Here is a 15,451-nt window from a genome sequence, read left to right as displayed (position 1 = left end):
CCGGCCGTTTTCTTGTGCGTCGGGTCGCTCAGGCGGCGGTAGCAGGATTGGCGGCCGGCGCGGCGGGCCTCGCCAGCTTTGCCGGACCGTTCAGCCAGCGGTCGATGGGACCGCCGCGGATCAGCCAGCGATAGCTGACCAGCAGCAGCGCCATGCTGCCCGCAGATGCGATCAGATATTTGACCAAAGGCGGCAACGGCAGCGGCAGCAGCAGGATCGGCAGCAGCAGCGCCGGAATCATATGGGCGATATAGACCCAGTAGGAGCTGGCCGACAGGAACTGCACGACCGGGCCGGGCCGCCGGGCAAAGCGAAGCGCGGCGGACAGGCCGGCGAGCGATACGGTCCAGGACAGGACGCCGAACGCCAGCGCATAGGGCAGCCGTTCCAGCTTTCGCGACGCCGAGATGTCGATCGGCCAGGTCCATGCGACCGCAAAATAAAGCGGCAGCATCAGTAGCGCCGCACCCAGCAGCCAGGCCCAGCGCCGCGCGAGTACGCCCAGCAATTCCGGCTGGCGATGGCAGTACCAGCCATACAGATAGGCAGCACCAAAGGCGACCAGCACATGCACGCTGGGCACCAGGGTCGATGGCGGGATCGAGGTCATCGGGTCCCACCCGCGGAACAGCGTCATCGCCGCCGCGATCGGCAGGCCGAACAGCAGCGGCGTGATCCAGCTGTTCACGGCCAGCGCCATCCAGCGATCGATCCACGCCGGGATGGTTGACCGGACCCGCACCAGCGCAACGGTCAGCGCATAGAAAATCGCGATGACGTACAGAAACCACAAATGGGTCAGCGGAAACTGGATCACGGGATTGAACCCGTCGGCAACGCCCGTACCGTACCGGGTAATCACACGGTCGCCCAACCGCCAGATGAACGGCACCACCGCATAATAGCCAAGGCCGAACACGATCAGGGGCAGGACGATGCGGATCAACCGGTCGCGGATGAAAAACGCCTCTCCCTTGCCCACGAACAGGGCGCGTGCGGCAAAACCGCTGATCAGGAAAAAGGTGATCATGATCGACAGCTGCGCCAGGAACACCTGCAGCGCGACGATCATGTCGAACCCGTCATACGCCGCCCAGACGGGCAGCGAGATATAGGTCATGCCGACATGGGCCATGACGACCAGGATGACGAGGACGATCCGGGCAACGTCCAGCCCGTACAGGCGCTGGGGCGCGGCAGCGGTCATGCGTTGCCCTGCGAACCGGCGGCGGCGACCGGCGCCGCCTGAGCCGTGCCACGACGGCGGAGCAGCGGGCGTGCATTGGCGTCAAAGCGTTCGCGATAGTGGGGATGCTCGGTCCCCATCATCCGGTCCCACCAGGTGAACCACAGCCCGAAATTGTACCGCCCCTCGCTGTGATGCAGGTCGTGATGCGTCGTCGTGGCAAACCATTGCGTGATGCGGCCGCGCGCAAAGCCGGGCCAGGCCAGTTCATATCCGGAATGGCCGAACGCGTTGTGGATCACCTGATGCGCCACGAAAAACCCGACATTTTCGGGGGCCGTCGGCACCAGCAGCACCCAGAGCGGGACGAAACCGACCTGTACCACAGCCTCGATCGGCGAGAAGGCATAGCTGGCCAGCGCGGTCGGCGCCTTGGACTGATGATGGGTCAGGTGGACGGTGCGGAACAACCGCCGTCCGTGCATCATCCGGTGCGTCCAGTAAAAATAGGTGTCATGACCGATGGCCATGGCAATCTGAAACAGGATCGTCGCACCGACAGACAGCTGAAAGGACCGCCAAGTCAGCACGCCCGTGTACAGGCCAAGGATGGTCAGCGTGATGACCCCGGCAAACATGACGCACGAGACGAGCGATGCCGCCATTTCGCGGCGAACATCCTTGAACCGCAAGGGTTTATCCTGGATCTTGCGCGGCGCCAGCCAGCGGGACAGCGCCAGAAAGGCAAGGAACATCCCGCCCGCGACCAGCAGATAGCGCACTGTTTCGCCCAGCGTGATGACGCCGAACCATGTCAGATAAAAGTTCAGGTCCATCGAAATCCCCCAATTTCGCAGTGCGTCATACGCCTTTTCCCGTCGTTTCGCACGTGGATTAAATCGGCGGCCGGGACGTCGATCTGTCGCTGTTTGGGTCAGTTTGCCGATGACGAGCGTGCCCGGCCACGTTATGACCGGGATGTGGCACGGGTGGCGCAACAGCGATGGTTCGGGCGATTGCTCCGCTGGATCGGGATGGCCATTGGCGCCTTCGTCGCGCTGTCCCTGCTGATGGTCGTCATCTATCGCTTTGTCCCCGTGCCGATCACCTGGACGATGATCGGCGATGCGCTGGCCGGGCATGGCGTGGAAAAGCAGTGGCGGTCGCTGGACCGTATCGACCGCGACATGGCGCGTGCGGTGATCGCTGGCGAAGACGCGCGCTTCTGTTCGCATTTCGGCTTTGATTACAAGGCGATTGCTGCTGCGGCGGCACGCAACGCAACCGGCCGGGGTGTCCTGCGCGGTGGATCGACGATCAGCCAGCAGACCGCGAAGAACGTGTTCCTGTGGCAAGGCGGCGGCCTGTTCCGCAAGGCGCTGGAGGCGTGGTTCACGCTGCTGATCGAAACGATCTGGGGCAAGCAGCGGATCATGGAAGTCTATCTGAACGTCGCGGAAACCGGCATCGGCACCTATGGCGTCGAAGCGGGCGCCCAGCGATATTTCAAGCATGGTGCCGACCGGTTGACCCGGACCGAGGCGGCCCGGATCGCCGCTGTCCTGCCGCTGCCCAAAAAACGGCCGGGCAGCGCGCCCAGCGGCTGGACCCGCCGGTATGGCAACCGGATCGCGGCGCGAATCGGCGTCGTCGCGAACGAGGGCATGGATTCCTGTCTGCGGTGACGCTTTGCCGGGCGGCACTGGCGGCGATACTGGCATGGGCCGTCCCGTCCGCGGCCGGGGAACACGCAACGCCGCCCGATGCAGAAGCCATTCTGGCCGAACTCAACCGGATGCGCGCCGATCCCGGGCGATATGGCGATGCGATTGACGAGCGCGCCCGCTGGTTCGTGGATGCGCGCGTCTATCGCCCGCCCGGCGATCCCGTCGGCATGCTGACACTGGAAGGGCCGGCGGCGGTGCGGGAGGCGGCGGAAGCCCTGCGCCGGGTGGCACCGATGCCGCCCCTGTCCCCATCGCCAAGGTTGAGCGCAGCCGCCCTGCAACTGGCCCGCGAACAGGCGGCAAGCGGCGCGATCGGCCATCGCGATCGGATGGGTCGCGGGCCGGGCGAGCGAGTTCGGGCGCTGGGGGGCGATGTGTTTGTTGCCGAGGTCATCAGCTATGGCCATGTCAGCGCGCGCGACGTCGTGATGGCGCTGCTGATCGATGACGGCGTTGGCCGCCGGGGGCACCGGGTCACGCTGCTGGATCGGCAGAACCGGTTTGCCGGTGCGGGTTGCGCGACGCACAGCCGGTATCGCGTCGTCTGCGTGATCGACCTGTCGAGCGGGCGGGACGGCCATTACGTCCCGCCCGATCTCTGAGGGGGGTTATTCGCCGGGCACAGCCTTTTCGATGGCGTCGCCCGCCTTGTCAGCGGCATCCCCCACCGATTTGGCGGCTTCGGTCACCGCTTCGGTCTTTGCCGTTTCCCGGTTATTCTCACTGATCAGAAAGTACGCGCCGATCACGACTGCCAGCAGCAGCGCGATACCGATCAGCACCGTGCCGCCACCGCCGCGCTTTTCGATCACCGTCGTGTGCGTCGGCTGCGGATTCGTTTGGTTATCCATGAAGTTCCCTCCTTATCGATGGAGGTTGCAACATCCGGCAAACCGTTATGGTTCCTTGGATCAGAAGGGCAGCTTGAAACCCGGCGGCAACGGGATGCCCGCGCTCAGTTTCGACATTTCGCCCTGCGCCGCCGCATCCGCCTTTGCCCGCGCGTCATTCATGGCGGCGGTGATCAGATCCTCCAGCATGGTCTTTTCGGTCGGCGACAACAGCGAATCGTCGATGTCGATGCCGATGATGCGGCCCTTTGCACTGGCGCGCACCTTGACCAGGCCGCCCCCGGCGGCGCCCTCAACCTCGATCCCGTCCAGATTGGCCTGCGCCTTTTCCAGTTCGTTCTGGACGTTCTGCGCCATGGCCATGATGTCTTCGAGCGATTTCATACTTCACCTGTCCATCCGAATTGCGGTCAATCGACCAGCTTTGCCCCCGGAAACGCCGCCATCGCCGCTGCAACCAGCGGCGATGCCAGGATGGCCGCCCGCCGGGCGTCGGCCGCCTGCTCCTCCTGCTCCCGCAATGTGGGGTCTCCCTCTGCCGCGACAAGCGTCACCGACCATGCAGTCGATGTGCTGTCGCGCAATGCACGCGTCAGTTCGGCAACCAGTTCGGCGGGCAGCGGGCGGGCGCTGCTGATTTCCAGCGCGGGCGGCGCATAGCGGACCGGGCGCAAAAGGTTGCGGACCTGTGCCGCGATCTGGCCGAAGCCGCGATCGGTGAGCAGGTCGACCATGTCGGCCAGCGTTGCCGGCAAGGGAGGCATCGCCGGATCGGTGGCGGCTGCGGCATTGGCAGCGGCAGGTGCCGGTTCGGCCGCGCGGGCCGATGGTGCGGCGGCGGCAGCGGGCGCGACTGACAATTCGGCCGGCAGGGAGACCTCTCCGCCCCGGATCATCCGGGCCAGCGTGCCGGGATCGGGCAGTTCGGCGGCGTGGACGATCCGCAGCAGCGCCATTTCGCACGCCTCAATCGGCAGGGCGGCGCGCGTCACCTCGTCATGCGCGCGCAGCAACAGCTGCCACAGCCGGTGGAGCCGGGCATGGGTCAGGCCCGCTGCCCATTCCTCGAGCGCGGCCTGTTCCTCGGCAGAACGGGCAACGCCGCTGTCCGCGCCAATCTTGGTCAGGGTGACGGCGTGGACCGTTTCCAGAAGGGTGCGCAGCACGGCGAGCGGATCGACGCCCAGATCATATTGCCCGCGAAGGCCGGCCAGCGCGGCCTGCGCATCGCCGGCCAAGAGGTGCCCGAGCAGCGCGCGGATCGCGCCGCGATCGGACAGGCCCAGCATCTGGCGAACCGCCTCTGCCGACACGCCGCCGCCCTCCATCCCGGCATGGGCAATCGCCTGATCCAGGATCGACAGGCCGTCGCGTGCCGACCCCTCGGCCGCGCGGGCGATCAGGCCCAGCGCCTCCGGCTCTGCGTCGAACCCCTCGGCCGCGGTTACCTTCTGAAAGTGCTCGGCCAGCAATTCCGCTGGAATCCGGCGCAGGTCGAACCGCTGGCACCGCGACAGGACGGTGACCGGCACCTTGTTCACCTCGGTCGTGGCGAACAGGAACTTGACGTGCGGCGGCGGCTCTTCAAGCGTTTTGAGTAGGCCGTTGAACGCGGCCTTGGACAGCATGTGCACTTCGTCGATGATGTAGATCTTGTACCGCGCCGACACGGCGGCATAGCGCACCGCCTCGATAATCTCGCGGATGTCGTCGATGCCGGTATGGCTGGCCGCGTCCATTTCGATGACGTCGATATGGCGACCCTCGGCAATGGCGCGGCATGGTTCGCACACTCCGCACGGGTCGATGGTCGGCCCGCCCTGCCCGTCCGGGCCGACACAGTTCAGCGCCTTTGCGATCAGCCGCGCCGTCGATGTCTTGCCGACCCCGCGCACGCCGGTCAGCAGAAAGGCATGGGCCAGCCGGTCGCGCCGGATGGCGTTGCCCAGCGTCTGAACCATCGCATCCTGGCCGATCAGCTGGCTGAACGTCTGAGGCCGGTATTTGCGGGCGAGCACGCGATAGGCGGCATCGCGCGGCTGTGGGGGCTCACCAAGGTCGAAGGAATCGGACATTGCCCGCCTGTCTAACGACAGCGGCCGATGATGTCGAAGGATGTTGCTGCGGTGGGAGCCGGAACGACCCGTAGCGAAATCACTGTGGCTGCTTCCGTCAGGACCTGACCCGGTTCGCGACGACCACGTCCGCCCGACTCCCGAGCGGGCATATGGGCCAAGGGCGCGCGCGATGCAAGCGCCGCCCCCGCCGGCCGTCGTGCACCGGCCCTATTGCGCCCAGATCGCGCCGATCAGCTTGCCCACCTCGACATGCACGGCATCCGCCTTTGCCGGGTCAAGGCCGGGGGCATCGAGATAGCTGGCGATGATGATCGGCTTGCGCCCCGGCGGCGTGGCGATGGCGACATCGTTCCACTGCCCCCGCCCGCTGGTGCCGGTCTTGTCCCCGACCACCCAGTTGGCGGGCAGCCCGGCGCGCAGCCGCTTGAGCCCGGTTTGGGATGCGACCATCCACCCGATCAGCCTTTGCCGGGATGCGGAGCTCAGCACCTCGCCCCCGGTCAGCAGCTGCTTGGTCAGCCGGGCCATGGCATAGGGGATGGTGGTATCCAGCTCGGCGCCGGGGGCGAACCGGTTCAGTTCCGGCTCCATCCGGTCAAGGCGGGTCGCAGGATCGCCCGATTGCCGGATGAACCGGGTCAGCCCGCCCGGCCCGCCGATTTTCATCAGCAGCAGGTTGGCGGCGCTGTTATCCGATTGTTCGACGGCGGCTGCGCACAATGCCTCGACGCTCAGTTCGCCCGTGGTGGCGGCCGCGCGGACGACCGGGGCGTATTCGAGCAGGTCGGCAGCGGTGAAGCGCACCTTGTCCGTCAGCGCCATCTGGCCCCGTTCGACCCGGGCCAGGACGGCGGCGGCCAGCACCAGCTTGAAGGTGGAAAGGAGCGGATAGCGGGCCTCTGCATCGATCATCAGCCGCTGGCCGGTATTGGTGTTGAGTGCGGCAACACCGATGCGCCCGTCCGTCCCCTCCAGCAATGCCGCGATCGGATCGCGCGCCTGTGCCCAGGCGGGTGCGGACAGGCCGGTAATGGTGGCGATCGCGCCCCCGACGATCAACTGGCGACGGGTCGGCATCATTTCGTCCTTTCCTATCGGCCCTGCATGTCCCGATGGCCGCCCGGAATGCGGACGGTCAGGCCGTCCAGCGCATCGTTCAGCACGATCTGGCACGCAAGCCGGCTGTGACGGGTCGCCCCAAGGGCAAGGTCGAGCATGTCCTCTTCTTCCTCGACGGGCGGGGGCAGTCGATCGAAATCGGCGACGGCGACAATGACGTGACAGGTGCTGCACGCCATCTGCCCCTCGCACGTTCCCTCCAGCGGCTGACCGGCGGCCTGCGCCACCTCCAGCAGCCGGGTCCCGGGCGCAGCCTCAGCCTCGCGCACCGTTTCCCCATCGGGCGCGACGAAGCGGACGGTGATCATGCGGCGATCCGCTGGGCGCGGACTGCGTCGAGGATATTGCCGGTTGCGGTCATCACTTCTTCCTCGCTGGTCATGCGGCCAAGGCCGATGCGGATGCTCGACCGCGCCTCGGCATCATCAAGCCCGATCGCCTTCAGCACATGACTTGGCCGCCCCGACCCGCTTGCACAAGCGGAACCGGCAGAAAAGGCGATCTGGCGAAGGTCGCTCATCAACCGGGCGACATCCAGCCCGGCATGGCGGACATTGAGATTGCCGTGCCAGCGATCCGTGGCCGATCCGTTCAGCGTCCAGTCCGGCCCCAGCCGGTCGAGGAACAGGCGAAACAGGGCATCAATGCGGGCCGCATCCGTGCCCATCCGCTGGGCCGACACGCGGGCGGCCGCACCGAACCCGGCACATAGCGCGGGCGAGAGCGTGCCGGAACGGCCCGCCGCCTCCTGCCGGCCGCCATGGATCAGCGGCGAAAGCGTCACGCCATCCCGGATCCACAGGGCGCCGATCCCCTTTGGCCCGTACATCTTGTGCGCGGACACGGCGATCAAATCGCCGATCGGGGGCAGCGACAGCTTGCCCGCCGCCTGCACCGCATCAATCAGCATGAGCGCGCCAGCATCGGCCGCGATGCGGGCCAGCGGCTCCAGCGGCTGAATGACGCCAATCTCGTTATTGACCGCCATCACCGCGACCAGCCCGGTGCCCGGCCGGATCGCCTCGGCCGCACGGTCCAGATCGACCAGCCCATCCGGACCGACCGGCAGGATGATGACCGGCCGGCCAGCGCGCTGTTCGGCCGCGACAGTATCAAGCACGGCGGCGTGCTCGCTTGCCAATGTCACGATCGGGCCGCTGGTGCCGTGGATCGCCCAGTTCAGCGCCTCTGTCGCGCCGCTGGTAAAGCTGACGCTGCCGCCCGACGGCAACAGGGCGGCGATGTCGGCTCGCGCCATCTCGACTGCGGCGCGAGCGCGGCGGCCGGGGGCGTGGGGCGAGTGCGGATTGGCAAAGCCGTCACCGGTCAGCCAGGGCAGCATCGCGTCCAGCGCCTCCGGCGCCAGCGGCGTTGTCGCCTGATAATCCAGATAGATCATGCCGCCGCCTGATCGTCCTCGTCCGGGCAATCGGGCTGGCAGCCGATGTCGCGCCAGGCGGCGATGACGGCATCGACATCGGCATCGCTGGTATCCCGGCCGAAACTGATGCGGATCACTTCCCCCGCCTCGTCCCCGTCAATGCCCATATGGGCCAGCACATGGCTGGGCCGCATCGATCCCGACGAACAGGCGCTGCCTGCCGACACCGCGATCCCGGCCATGTCGAACCGGATCAGCTGCGTCGTCGCCTTCATTCCCGGCATCCGATAGGCGCCGACCAGCGGCGAGCGGCGGCCGGCATCCTCGCCAATCACTTCGCCCCCGGCATCGAGGATCGCATCCTCCAGCCGTTCGCGAAGGTCGGTCAGATGGTCGATCGGCTCCGGCTCCGCCAGCGCTGCGGCAAAGCCAAGCGCGGCCGGCAGATTTTCAGTCCCGCCGCGATAGCCCCGCTCCTGCCCGCCGGTCGGCAGCAACTGGCCGAGATTGCGGACCAGAAGCGCGCCGACGCCCGGCGGGCCGCCGCGCTTGTGCCCCGAAACCGCGATGAAATCGGCATGATCCTGGGGCCGGTCGGCATCCGACCAGCGCGACGGCATCTGTGCCGCATCGACGAACAGCAGGCCGTCGACAGCGCGCACCCGCTCCGCCACCGCGGCCAAGGGCTGCAGCACGCCGGTTTCATTGTTGCCCCACTGAACCACGACCAGCGGCCGTTCCCCGGCATCGGCCAGCAGCGATTCGAGCCGGTCAAGATCGACCTCTCCGTCCGGGTCGACCGGCAGCATCACCGGATCGCTGGCCGCGCGCATCACGGCGTCATGTTCGGTCACGCCGATCAGCCGTCGTCCGGCCTGAGCGCGGCGCAGGACAATGCGGATTGCCTCTGTCGCGCCGCTGGTCAGGATTACTTCGTGCGGCCAGGCATAGGCGGCGGCGATCGCAGAACGTGCTTCCTCCAACCGGGAGCGGGCACGCCGTCCCTCCGCATGGGGCGAAGACGGATTGGCCCATTCGACCAGCGCATCGGCCATTGCCGCCCGGGCCGCCGGCAGGATGGGCGTGGTTGCGGCATGATCCAGATAGACGCGGCTAGCCATCGGCAATTCCATTCGCGCACCGGCAATGATTGCGTGTGCGGCTCAACCGCCTATATAGCCGGGCACTTCGCCCGCGCCAGCGTGCCCAGCCATTTTCGCGAGTTGCCATGCCCGAAGTCATCTTCCCCGGCCCCGAAGGCCGTCTTGAAGGCCGTTTTGCCCCCGGCCCGCGCCCCCGCGCACCGGTGGCCATGATCCTGCATCCCCATCCGCAATCGGGTGGCACGATGAACAACCGCATCGTGCAGGAATTGTACAAGACGTTCCAGCGGCGCGGCTTTGCCACGCTCCGGTTCAATTTCCGCGGGGTCGGCAAGAGCCAGGGTATATTCGACAACGGCATCGGCGAATTGTCCGATGCCGCAGCCGCGCTGGACTGGGTTCAGAGCTTTCATCCCGAGGCGCAGACCACCTGGGTAGCGGGATACAGCTTTGGCGCGTGGATCGGGATGCAGTTGCTGATGCGCCGTCCTGAAATCCGCGGCTTCATCTCGATCGCCCCGCCGGCGAACATGTATGATTTCACCTTCCTCGCCCCCTGCCCGTCATCGGGCATCGTCATTCAGGGCGATGCGGACGAGGTGGTGACGCCGGGCGCGACGCTGAAGCTGGTCGAAAAGCTGCGCACGCAAAAGCACATCACCATCCACCACGACACGATTCGCGGGGCGAACCATTTCTTTCAGAACGAGATGGACGACCTGATGGGCAGCGTGGACAAATATCTGGATTTCCGGCTGGATCCGTCCTGCCCGATCCGCTGACCGACGCATGGGCTGTCCCCCGTCACGCAGCGGGCGGGGGCAGCGACCAGATCAGGACATTGGCGAACAGAATCGCCGCCAGTACGAGCATCAGCACCGGCTTTCGGCGCGGCCCGCCCCGCCGCAACAGGGCGACTGCACCGATCACCAGCGCAAAGATGGCGATCATCGCGACGGCAGGCGCGGCATTTCCGATGGCGGTGACAGCGTCGGGCATCAGCGCGCTTTAGCCGATCAGTCCGATTCCGCCAGCACCTTGGCGAACGCATCCATGTCCGTATTGCCGCCGGACAGGATCACCAGCATGCCCGGCACCGGATCGACCTTTCCGGCCAGCAGCGCCGCCAGCGCGGCCGCACCGCCCGGTTCGACGACCAGCCGCAGGCGGGCCACGGCCCAGCGTTGCGCCGCCCGCACCTCTGCCTCGCTGACCGCAACGCCGGTCGCACCGCGCCGGGCCAGCACCTCGAACGTCCGTTCGGCAACGCGCGGCGTCTGAAGCGAATCGCACGCCGTCGGCGGGGCATCGGGGCCAACTGGCTCGATCCACCCCGCCTCCAGGCTGCGGCGCATGTCGTCCCACCCCTCCGGTTCGGCCAGCGTGATCGGCACGTCCGGCAGCGCAAGCGCCAGCCCGGCGGCCAGCCCGCCGCCGCCGCAGGGCACCAGCACATGCGACGGATCGGGCAGCCGCTGTTCGACCATCTGGCTCATCGCCTCGATCCCCACACTGCCCTGCCCCTCGACCACCCAGGGGTCGTCGAAGCTGGGCACCAGCGTCGCGCCGCGCGCATGGGCAAGGTGCGCGGCGATCTTTTCCCGCGATTCGGTGGCGCGGTCATAGGTGACGACCTCTGCCCCCAGCGCCAGCGTTGCATCGCGCTTCACCCGCGGCGCATCGGCGGGCATGACGATGACGGCCGGCATGTTCAGCCGCCGCGCAGCCCAGGCAACGCCCTGAGCGTGGTTGCCCGAGGAAAAGGCGACGACTCCAGCAGCGCGCGCCGACGGATCGATCGCGGTCAGCCGGTGCCATGCGCCGCGCAGCTTGAACGCGCCGATGGGTTGCAGGCATTCCGCCTTGAACTGCACCTGCACCCCCCGGACATCCGCCGAAAACAGCGGCGTCGGCGGCAGGATCGCCGCAATCTTTGCGGCGGCATCGCGCACCCCGGCCCGGGTTGGCTGTCTTATTAATGTCACAACATCATCCTGACCCGAAAAAACCCGGTGCAACGTCTTTACAGCCGGGGTCATTCTGCATATGTCCGCGCCTCCGCTGCCCCATGGGACTTCCAACCGCAAGGCAGCTTTTCGTCAATGTTTGCCGCAAGGCATTTGGAGGTCCCTTGAATTGCACAAGCATCATAGCGCGCTGGGGCTAGCTGTCTCCAATCGGCCGGTTGCTCCGGTCACGCTCGTTCGCCCGCACGCAGCATCGCGTGCCGCCCGCTTCTTTGTCGAGAAGTTTCCGGGGCGGTCGATGTATGCGGTCAAGGCGAATCCGTCGCCCGATTTGCTCCGCATCCTGTTCGATGCCGGGGTGACGCATTTCGACGTCGCCTCCATCGGCGAGGTGCGCCTTGTCGCCCGCGAAGTGCCGGGCGCGACCCTGTGCTTCATGCACCCGGTCAAGGCCGAGGAAGCGATCGAAGAGGCGTATTTCACGCATGGCGTCCGCACCTTCTCGCTCGACACGATCGAGGAGCTGGAAAAGATCGTCCGGGCAACGCGCGGGGCGACCGACCTGACGCTGTGCGTCCGGCTGCGCGTGTCGTCCGATCATTCCAAGTTGAGCCTTGCCGCCAAGTTCGGCGCTGCGCCGGGCGAGGCAAAGGAACTGTTGATGGCGACCCGCCAGGTGGCGGACGCGCTGGGCATCTGTTTCCATGTCGGCAGCCAGGCGATGAGCCCGGAAGCCTATGCCAACGCCATGGAGCGCGTGCGCATCGCGATTGTCGAGGCGGGCGTGACCGTGGACGTGGTGGATGTGGGCGGAGGCTTTCCGTCCAGCTATCCCGGCATGGAGCCGCCGCCGCTGGAGCGTTATTTCGCGACGATCCACCGCGCGTTCGAAAGCCTGCCGATCAGCTATTCCGCCGAACTGTGGTGCGAGCCGGGCCGTGCGCTGTGCGCCGAATACAGCTCGATCATCGTGCGCGTGGAAAAGCGCCGCGGGGACGAATTGTACATCAACGACGGTGCCTATGGCGCCCTGTTCGATGCGGCCCATATCGGCTGGCGCTTTCCGGTGCGCCTGCTGCGCGAGCCGGACAGCAATGCCCGCGACATGGCGTTCAGCTTTTACGGCCCGACCTGCGACGACCTTGACCACATGACCGGCCCGTTCATGCTGCCGGCCGATGTGCGCGCGGGCGATTATATCGAGGTCGGGATGCTGGGCGCCTATGGCGCGGCGATGCGGACAGCGTTCAACGGCTTCGGCTCCGATTCCACGGTCGCCGTCGACGATGAACCGATGACCAGCCTGTATGTCGAGGCGGATGACCGCGACGCAGTGGCATCGAACGTCGTCAAGCTGTAACAGCACTGCCATTGAATGCCGTCATGCCGGTTTGTGCTGGCATGACGGCATTTGCTTTTGGGTTTGCGCGTCCCCGACCCCAATGACTGCGTGATTGATCGAGAGACCAACCATGACCGACACCCCAATCAACGACACCCGCAAGGCGGAACTGCTGTCCAAGCAGGTCGAGCATATCGACATCACCAGTTTCGATGCGCGCCCGATCGTGGAAGCGATGGGCAAGATGAGCTTTACCAGCCGCGACCTGGCCCGCGCGACCGGCATCTATAACATGATGCTGGAAGATCCGGACTGCACCATCTTCCTGGTCATCGCCGGTTCCACCTCCGCCGGCGGCTGCATGGACTTGTATGCGGAACTGGTCCGGTCGAACATGGTCGATGCCGTGGTCGCCACCGGCGCCACGATCGTCGACATGGATTTCTTTGAAGGGCTTGGTCACAAGCACTATCAGGCGCTTGAAATCCCGGACGATAACACGCTGCGTTCGCTGTACATCGACCGCATCTACGACACCTATATCGACGAGGTGGCGTTGCAGGATTGCGACCACACCATCGGCAAGATTGCCGACAGCCTGGAGCCGCGCGGCTATTCCAGCCGCGAGTTCATCAAGCACATGGGCAAGTATCTGGTCGAGCATGGCAAGAAGGACAACAGCCTGGTCAAGCTCGCCTATGAGCATGACGTGCCGATCTTCTGCCCCGCCTTTGTCGACTCGTCGGCCGGTTTTGGTCTGGTCAAGCATCAGGTCGACCGGGCCAAGGAAGGCAAGCCGTACATGATGCTGGACGCCATCGCGGATTTCCGCGAGCTGACCGACATCAAGATCAAGGCAGGCGCATCGGGCCTGCTGATGATCGGCGGCGGCGTGCCCAAGAACTTCGTGCAGGACACCGTCGTCTGCGCTGAAATCCTGGGCCATGACGATGTCGCCATGCACAAATATGCGGTGCAGATCACCGTCGCCGATGTCCGTGACGGCGCATGCTCGTCCTCGACGCTGCAGGAAGCGGCCAGCTGGGGCAAGGTGCAGACGGTGCATGAACAGATGGTCTTCGCCGAAGCGGGCAGCGTGATGCCCCTGCTGGCCAGCGACGCCTATCACCGCGGCGCGTGGAAGGACCGGGCCAAGCGCCGCTGGGCCAGCATCTTCGGCTGATCTTGCAAAGCAGGTTCGACTGATCCAGCCTCCCCCGGAGATATTCGGGGGAGGCTTTTTCATGAATCCGGAGCTTGGCGGTATCGCCATCCTGCAACCCGTCGTCGCGCTGGTCGGATGGACGCTGGTGATGTGGGGATGGATGTATGCAACGCGCATTCCGGCCATGCGCCGGGCGGGCATCGATGTGCCGAACCTGACCGGTGGCACCGGCGCTGACCTGCGCCAGCGGATCGAGCCGAAAAGCCAGTGGCCCGCCGACAATTACAATCACCTGCTGGAACAGCCCGTGCTGTTCTATGCCATCGCCCTCACCCTGGCGATGATCCATCAGGGCGGCGGCGTGAATGCCGGCATCGCATGGGCATATGTGGGGTTGCGGATTGCGCATTCGCTGGTGCAGGTGACGATCAACCGGGTGATCATCCGGTTTGCGCTGTTTACCCTCGCTACCCTGGCGCTGGCGGCGCTGACCCTGCACGCCGCAATCGCCCTGTTCCGTTGAAGCACAAGGACACGACATGACCCTGACCCTTGACCGGCGCGGCGTGATTGGCGGGGCCATCGGCCTGGCGGGTGTATCCAGCGCCGCCCCTGCCCTGGCGCAGGCCGGCCCGGCGCTGACCAGCTGGCCGCCCGCCGGTGCCATTCCGCTATGGCCGGGCAAGCCGCCCCATTCACCGGCCAACCTGCCGCCGCCCAACAATTCGATCAACGGCGCGCCAAATGACCGCCAGCTGTGGGGACGCGGCATTGCCATGCCGACGCTGGCGGTATTCCGCCCCGCCCAGCCCAATGGCCGTGCGGTGTTGGCCATCCCCGGCGGGGGTTATGCCTTTGTCTCGGTGGAAAATGAGGGCGTGAACGTCGCACGGTCGCTGAACGCGCTGGGCTATACCGTGTTCGTCCTGACCTATCGCCTGCCGGGCGAGGGATGGACGACCCGCTGGGACGTACCGATGCAGGATGCCCAGCGCGCGATGCGGATCATCCGGTCACGTTGGAGCGAATATAATATCGACCCGCGGCGGGTGGGCGTGATCGGCTTTTCGGCGGGCGGTCACCTGGCGCTGTCATTGGCGGTGGGCCATGCCGATGCGCTGTACCGGCCGGTGGACAATGCCGATCGCCTGCCTGCCCGGCCGGACTGCCTTGGCCTGGTCTATCCCGTGTCCACCGTTGCGCCGGGCAGCGGCCTGAAAGGGCAGTCGGCGATCAACCTGCTGGGGCCGAACCCGCCGGCTGCTGCCGTCGCACGCTATTCGTCGGACAAGCGGATCGCGACCGGAATGCCGCCGGTGCTGCTGGTCCATGCCGTGGACGACGGGCTGGTGCCCGTCGACATGAGCCTGGGCATCTTCGCCGCCGCCCGCAGCGTGGGGACCAAGGCGGAGCTGCACCTCTATGAACTGGGCGGCCATGGGTTCGGCATGGCATTGAACAGTACGCATCCAGCGCATGGATGGGGCAACATGTTCGCCCGCTTTCTGGGCCGGCATCTGGCCTGAACCGGG

Annotated in this window: 18 protein-coding genes and 1 other RNA gene; 7 read left to right on the top strand and 12 right to left on the bottom strand. The window is 66.2% G+C overall.

The features are described 5' to 3' along the window. Positions 1–28 precede the first annotated feature (28 nt). Positions 29–1,207 (bottom strand): acyltransferase family protein, encoded by a 1,179-nt coding sequence (locus ACNI3Q_RS01325; RefSeq protein ID WP_426273502.1) that lies wholly within the window; start codon positions 1,205–1,207, stop codon positions 29–31. Then, positions 1,204–2,022, bottom strand: coding sequence for a sterol desaturase family protein (locus ACNI3Q_RS01320; protein ID WP_426273501.1), 819 nt, complete (start codon positions 2,020–2,022; stop codon positions 1,204–1,206). The genes ACNI3Q_RS01325 and ACNI3Q_RS01320 overlap by 4 nt, the downstream gene beginning before the upstream one ends. Before the next feature lie 198 nt (positions 2,023–2,220). Between ACNI3Q_RS01320 and mtgA the strand changes: the two genes are divergently transcribed. Beyond that, the gene (gene mtgA / locus ACNI3Q_RS01315; protein WP_426274171.1) at positions 2,221–2,871 is read left to right on the top strand and encodes a monofunctional biosynthetic peptidoglycan transglycosylase; all 651 of its coding nucleotides are present in this window, start codon (positions 2,221–2,223) and stop codon (positions 2,869–2,871) included. Further along, a complete protein-coding gene (locus ACNI3Q_RS01310) occupies positions 2,868–3,515 on the top strand; it encodes a CAP domain-containing protein (protein ID WP_426273499.1) in 648 nt (215 codons plus the stop codon). The genes mtgA and ACNI3Q_RS01310 overlap by 4 nt, the downstream gene beginning before the upstream one ends. A 6-nt stretch (positions 3,516–3,521) precedes the next feature. On the opposite strand, the gene ACNI3Q_RS01305 is transcribed toward ACNI3Q_RS01310, so the two are convergent. From ACNI3Q_RS01305 to ACNI3Q_RS01270, 8 genes are all read right to left on the bottom strand, one after another. Further along, the gene (locus ACNI3Q_RS01305; RefSeq protein ID WP_426273498.1) at positions 3,522–3,764 is read right to left on the bottom strand and encodes a hypothetical protein; all 243 of its coding nucleotides are present in this window, start codon (positions 3,762–3,764) and stop codon (positions 3,522–3,524) included. A gap of 60 nt (positions 3,765–3,824) precedes the next feature. After that, positions 3,825–4,148: a YbaB/EbfC family nucleoid-associated protein gene (locus ACNI3Q_RS01300; protein WP_426273496.1), complete on the bottom strand. Its 324-nt coding sequence runs from the start codon at positions 4,146–4,148 to the stop codon at positions 3,825–3,827. A 26-nt stretch (positions 4,149–4,174) separates the two neighbouring features. Then, positions 4,175–5,839 (bottom strand): DNA polymerase III subunit gamma/tau, encoded by a 1,665-nt coding sequence (locus ACNI3Q_RS01295; protein WP_426273494.1) that lies wholly within the window; start codon positions 5,837–5,839, stop codon positions 4,175–4,177. Positions 5,840–5,886: 47 nt separating this feature from the next. After that, positions 5,887–5,984: signal recognition particle sRNA small type (gene ffs / locus ACNI3Q_RS01290), an RNA gene on the bottom strand. A 65-nt stretch (positions 5,985–6,049) separates the two neighbouring features. Further along, on the bottom strand, positions 6,050–6,919 hold the full coding sequence (gene bla, locus ACNI3Q_RS01285; RefSeq protein WP_426273492.1) for a class A beta-lactamase: 870 nt from the start codon (positions 6,917–6,919) through the stop codon (positions 6,050–6,052). A gap of 14 nt (positions 6,920–6,933) precedes the next feature. Continuing rightward, positions 6,934–7,269, bottom strand: coding sequence for a 2Fe-2S iron-sulfur cluster-binding protein (locus ACNI3Q_RS01280; protein WP_426273490.1), 336 nt, complete (start codon positions 7,267–7,269; stop codon positions 6,934–6,936). Continuing rightward, positions 7,266–8,360 carry a cysteine desulfurase family protein gene (locus ACNI3Q_RS01275; protein WP_426273488.1) on the bottom strand — a complete coding sequence of 365 codons (1,095 nt, stop codon included), beginning with the start codon at positions 8,358–8,360 and terminating at the stop codon, positions 7,266–7,268. Before ACNI3Q_RS01275 ends, ACNI3Q_RS01280 begins: the two co-directional genes overlap by 4 nt. Then, the gene (locus ACNI3Q_RS01270) at positions 8,357–9,463 is read right to left on the bottom strand and encodes a cysteine desulfurase family protein (protein WP_426273486.1); all 1,107 of its coding nucleotides are present in this window, start codon (positions 9,461–9,463) and stop codon (positions 8,357–8,359) included. The genes ACNI3Q_RS01275 and ACNI3Q_RS01270 overlap by 4 nt, the downstream gene beginning before the upstream one ends. Before the next feature lie 107 nt (positions 9,464–9,570). Here ACNI3Q_RS01270 and ACNI3Q_RS01265 point away from each other — a divergent pair, with 107 nt between their 5' ends. Continuing rightward, the gene (locus tag ACNI3Q_RS01265) at positions 9,571–10,227 is read left to right on the top strand and encodes an alpha/beta hydrolase (protein WP_426273484.1); all 657 of its coding nucleotides are present in this window, start codon (positions 9,571–9,573) and stop codon (positions 10,225–10,227) included. A 22-nt stretch (positions 10,228–10,249) separates the two neighbouring features. Here ACNI3Q_RS01265 and ACNI3Q_RS01260 read toward each other — a convergent pair whose 3' ends face one another. Beyond that, positions 10,250–10,444 (bottom strand): hypothetical protein, encoded by a 195-nt coding sequence (locus ACNI3Q_RS01260; RefSeq protein ID WP_426273482.1) that lies wholly within the window; start codon positions 10,442–10,444, stop codon positions 10,250–10,252. 17 nt (positions 10,445–10,461) lie between these two features. Further along, positions 10,462–11,430, bottom strand: a complete 969-nt coding sequence (locus tag ACNI3Q_RS01255) for a threonine ammonia-lyase (RefSeq protein WP_426273480.1) — start codon at positions 11,428–11,430, stop codon at positions 10,462–10,464. A gap of 151 nt (positions 11,431–11,581) precedes the next feature. Between ACNI3Q_RS01255 and ACNI3Q_RS01250 the strand changes: the two genes are divergently transcribed. The 4 genes from ACNI3Q_RS01250 to ACNI3Q_RS01235 all read left to right on the top strand — a co-directional run bounded on the left by ACNI3Q_RS01250 (position 11,582) and on the right by ACNI3Q_RS01235 (position 15,445). After that, positions 11,582–12,772 carry a type III PLP-dependent enzyme gene (locus tag ACNI3Q_RS01250; RefSeq protein WP_426273478.1) on the top strand — a complete coding sequence of 397 codons (1,191 nt, stop codon included), beginning with the start codon at positions 11,582–11,584 and terminating at the stop codon, positions 12,770–12,772. A 112-nt stretch (positions 12,773–12,884) separates the two neighbouring features. Further along, a complete protein-coding gene (locus ACNI3Q_RS01245) occupies positions 12,885–13,937 on the top strand; it encodes a 1,9-bis(guanidino)-5-aza-nonane synthase (RefSeq protein ID WP_260019740.1) in 1,053 nt (350 codons plus the stop codon). A gap of 61 nt (positions 13,938–13,998) precedes the next feature. Then, complete coding sequence (locus ACNI3Q_RS01240) at positions 13,999–14,442, top strand: MAPEG family protein (RefSeq protein ID WP_426273476.1); 444 nt, start codon at positions 13,999–14,001, stop codon at positions 14,440–14,442. A 16-nt stretch (positions 14,443–14,458) separates the two neighbouring features. Further along, entirely contained in the window at positions 14,459–15,445 is a 987-nt protein-coding gene (locus ACNI3Q_RS01235; RefSeq protein WP_426273474.1) for an alpha/beta hydrolase, read from the top strand. Positions 15,446–15,451: the final 6 nt, after the last annotated feature.

This window comes from Sphingomonas eleionomae, from assembly GCF_049889035.1.
Taxonomy (GTDB): Bacteria; Pseudomonadota; Alphaproteobacteria; order Sphingomonadales; family Sphingomonadaceae; genus Sphingomonas.
Note: the sequence above shows the minus strand (reverse complement) of the source record. Positions and strands in the feature narration are given on the sequence as shown.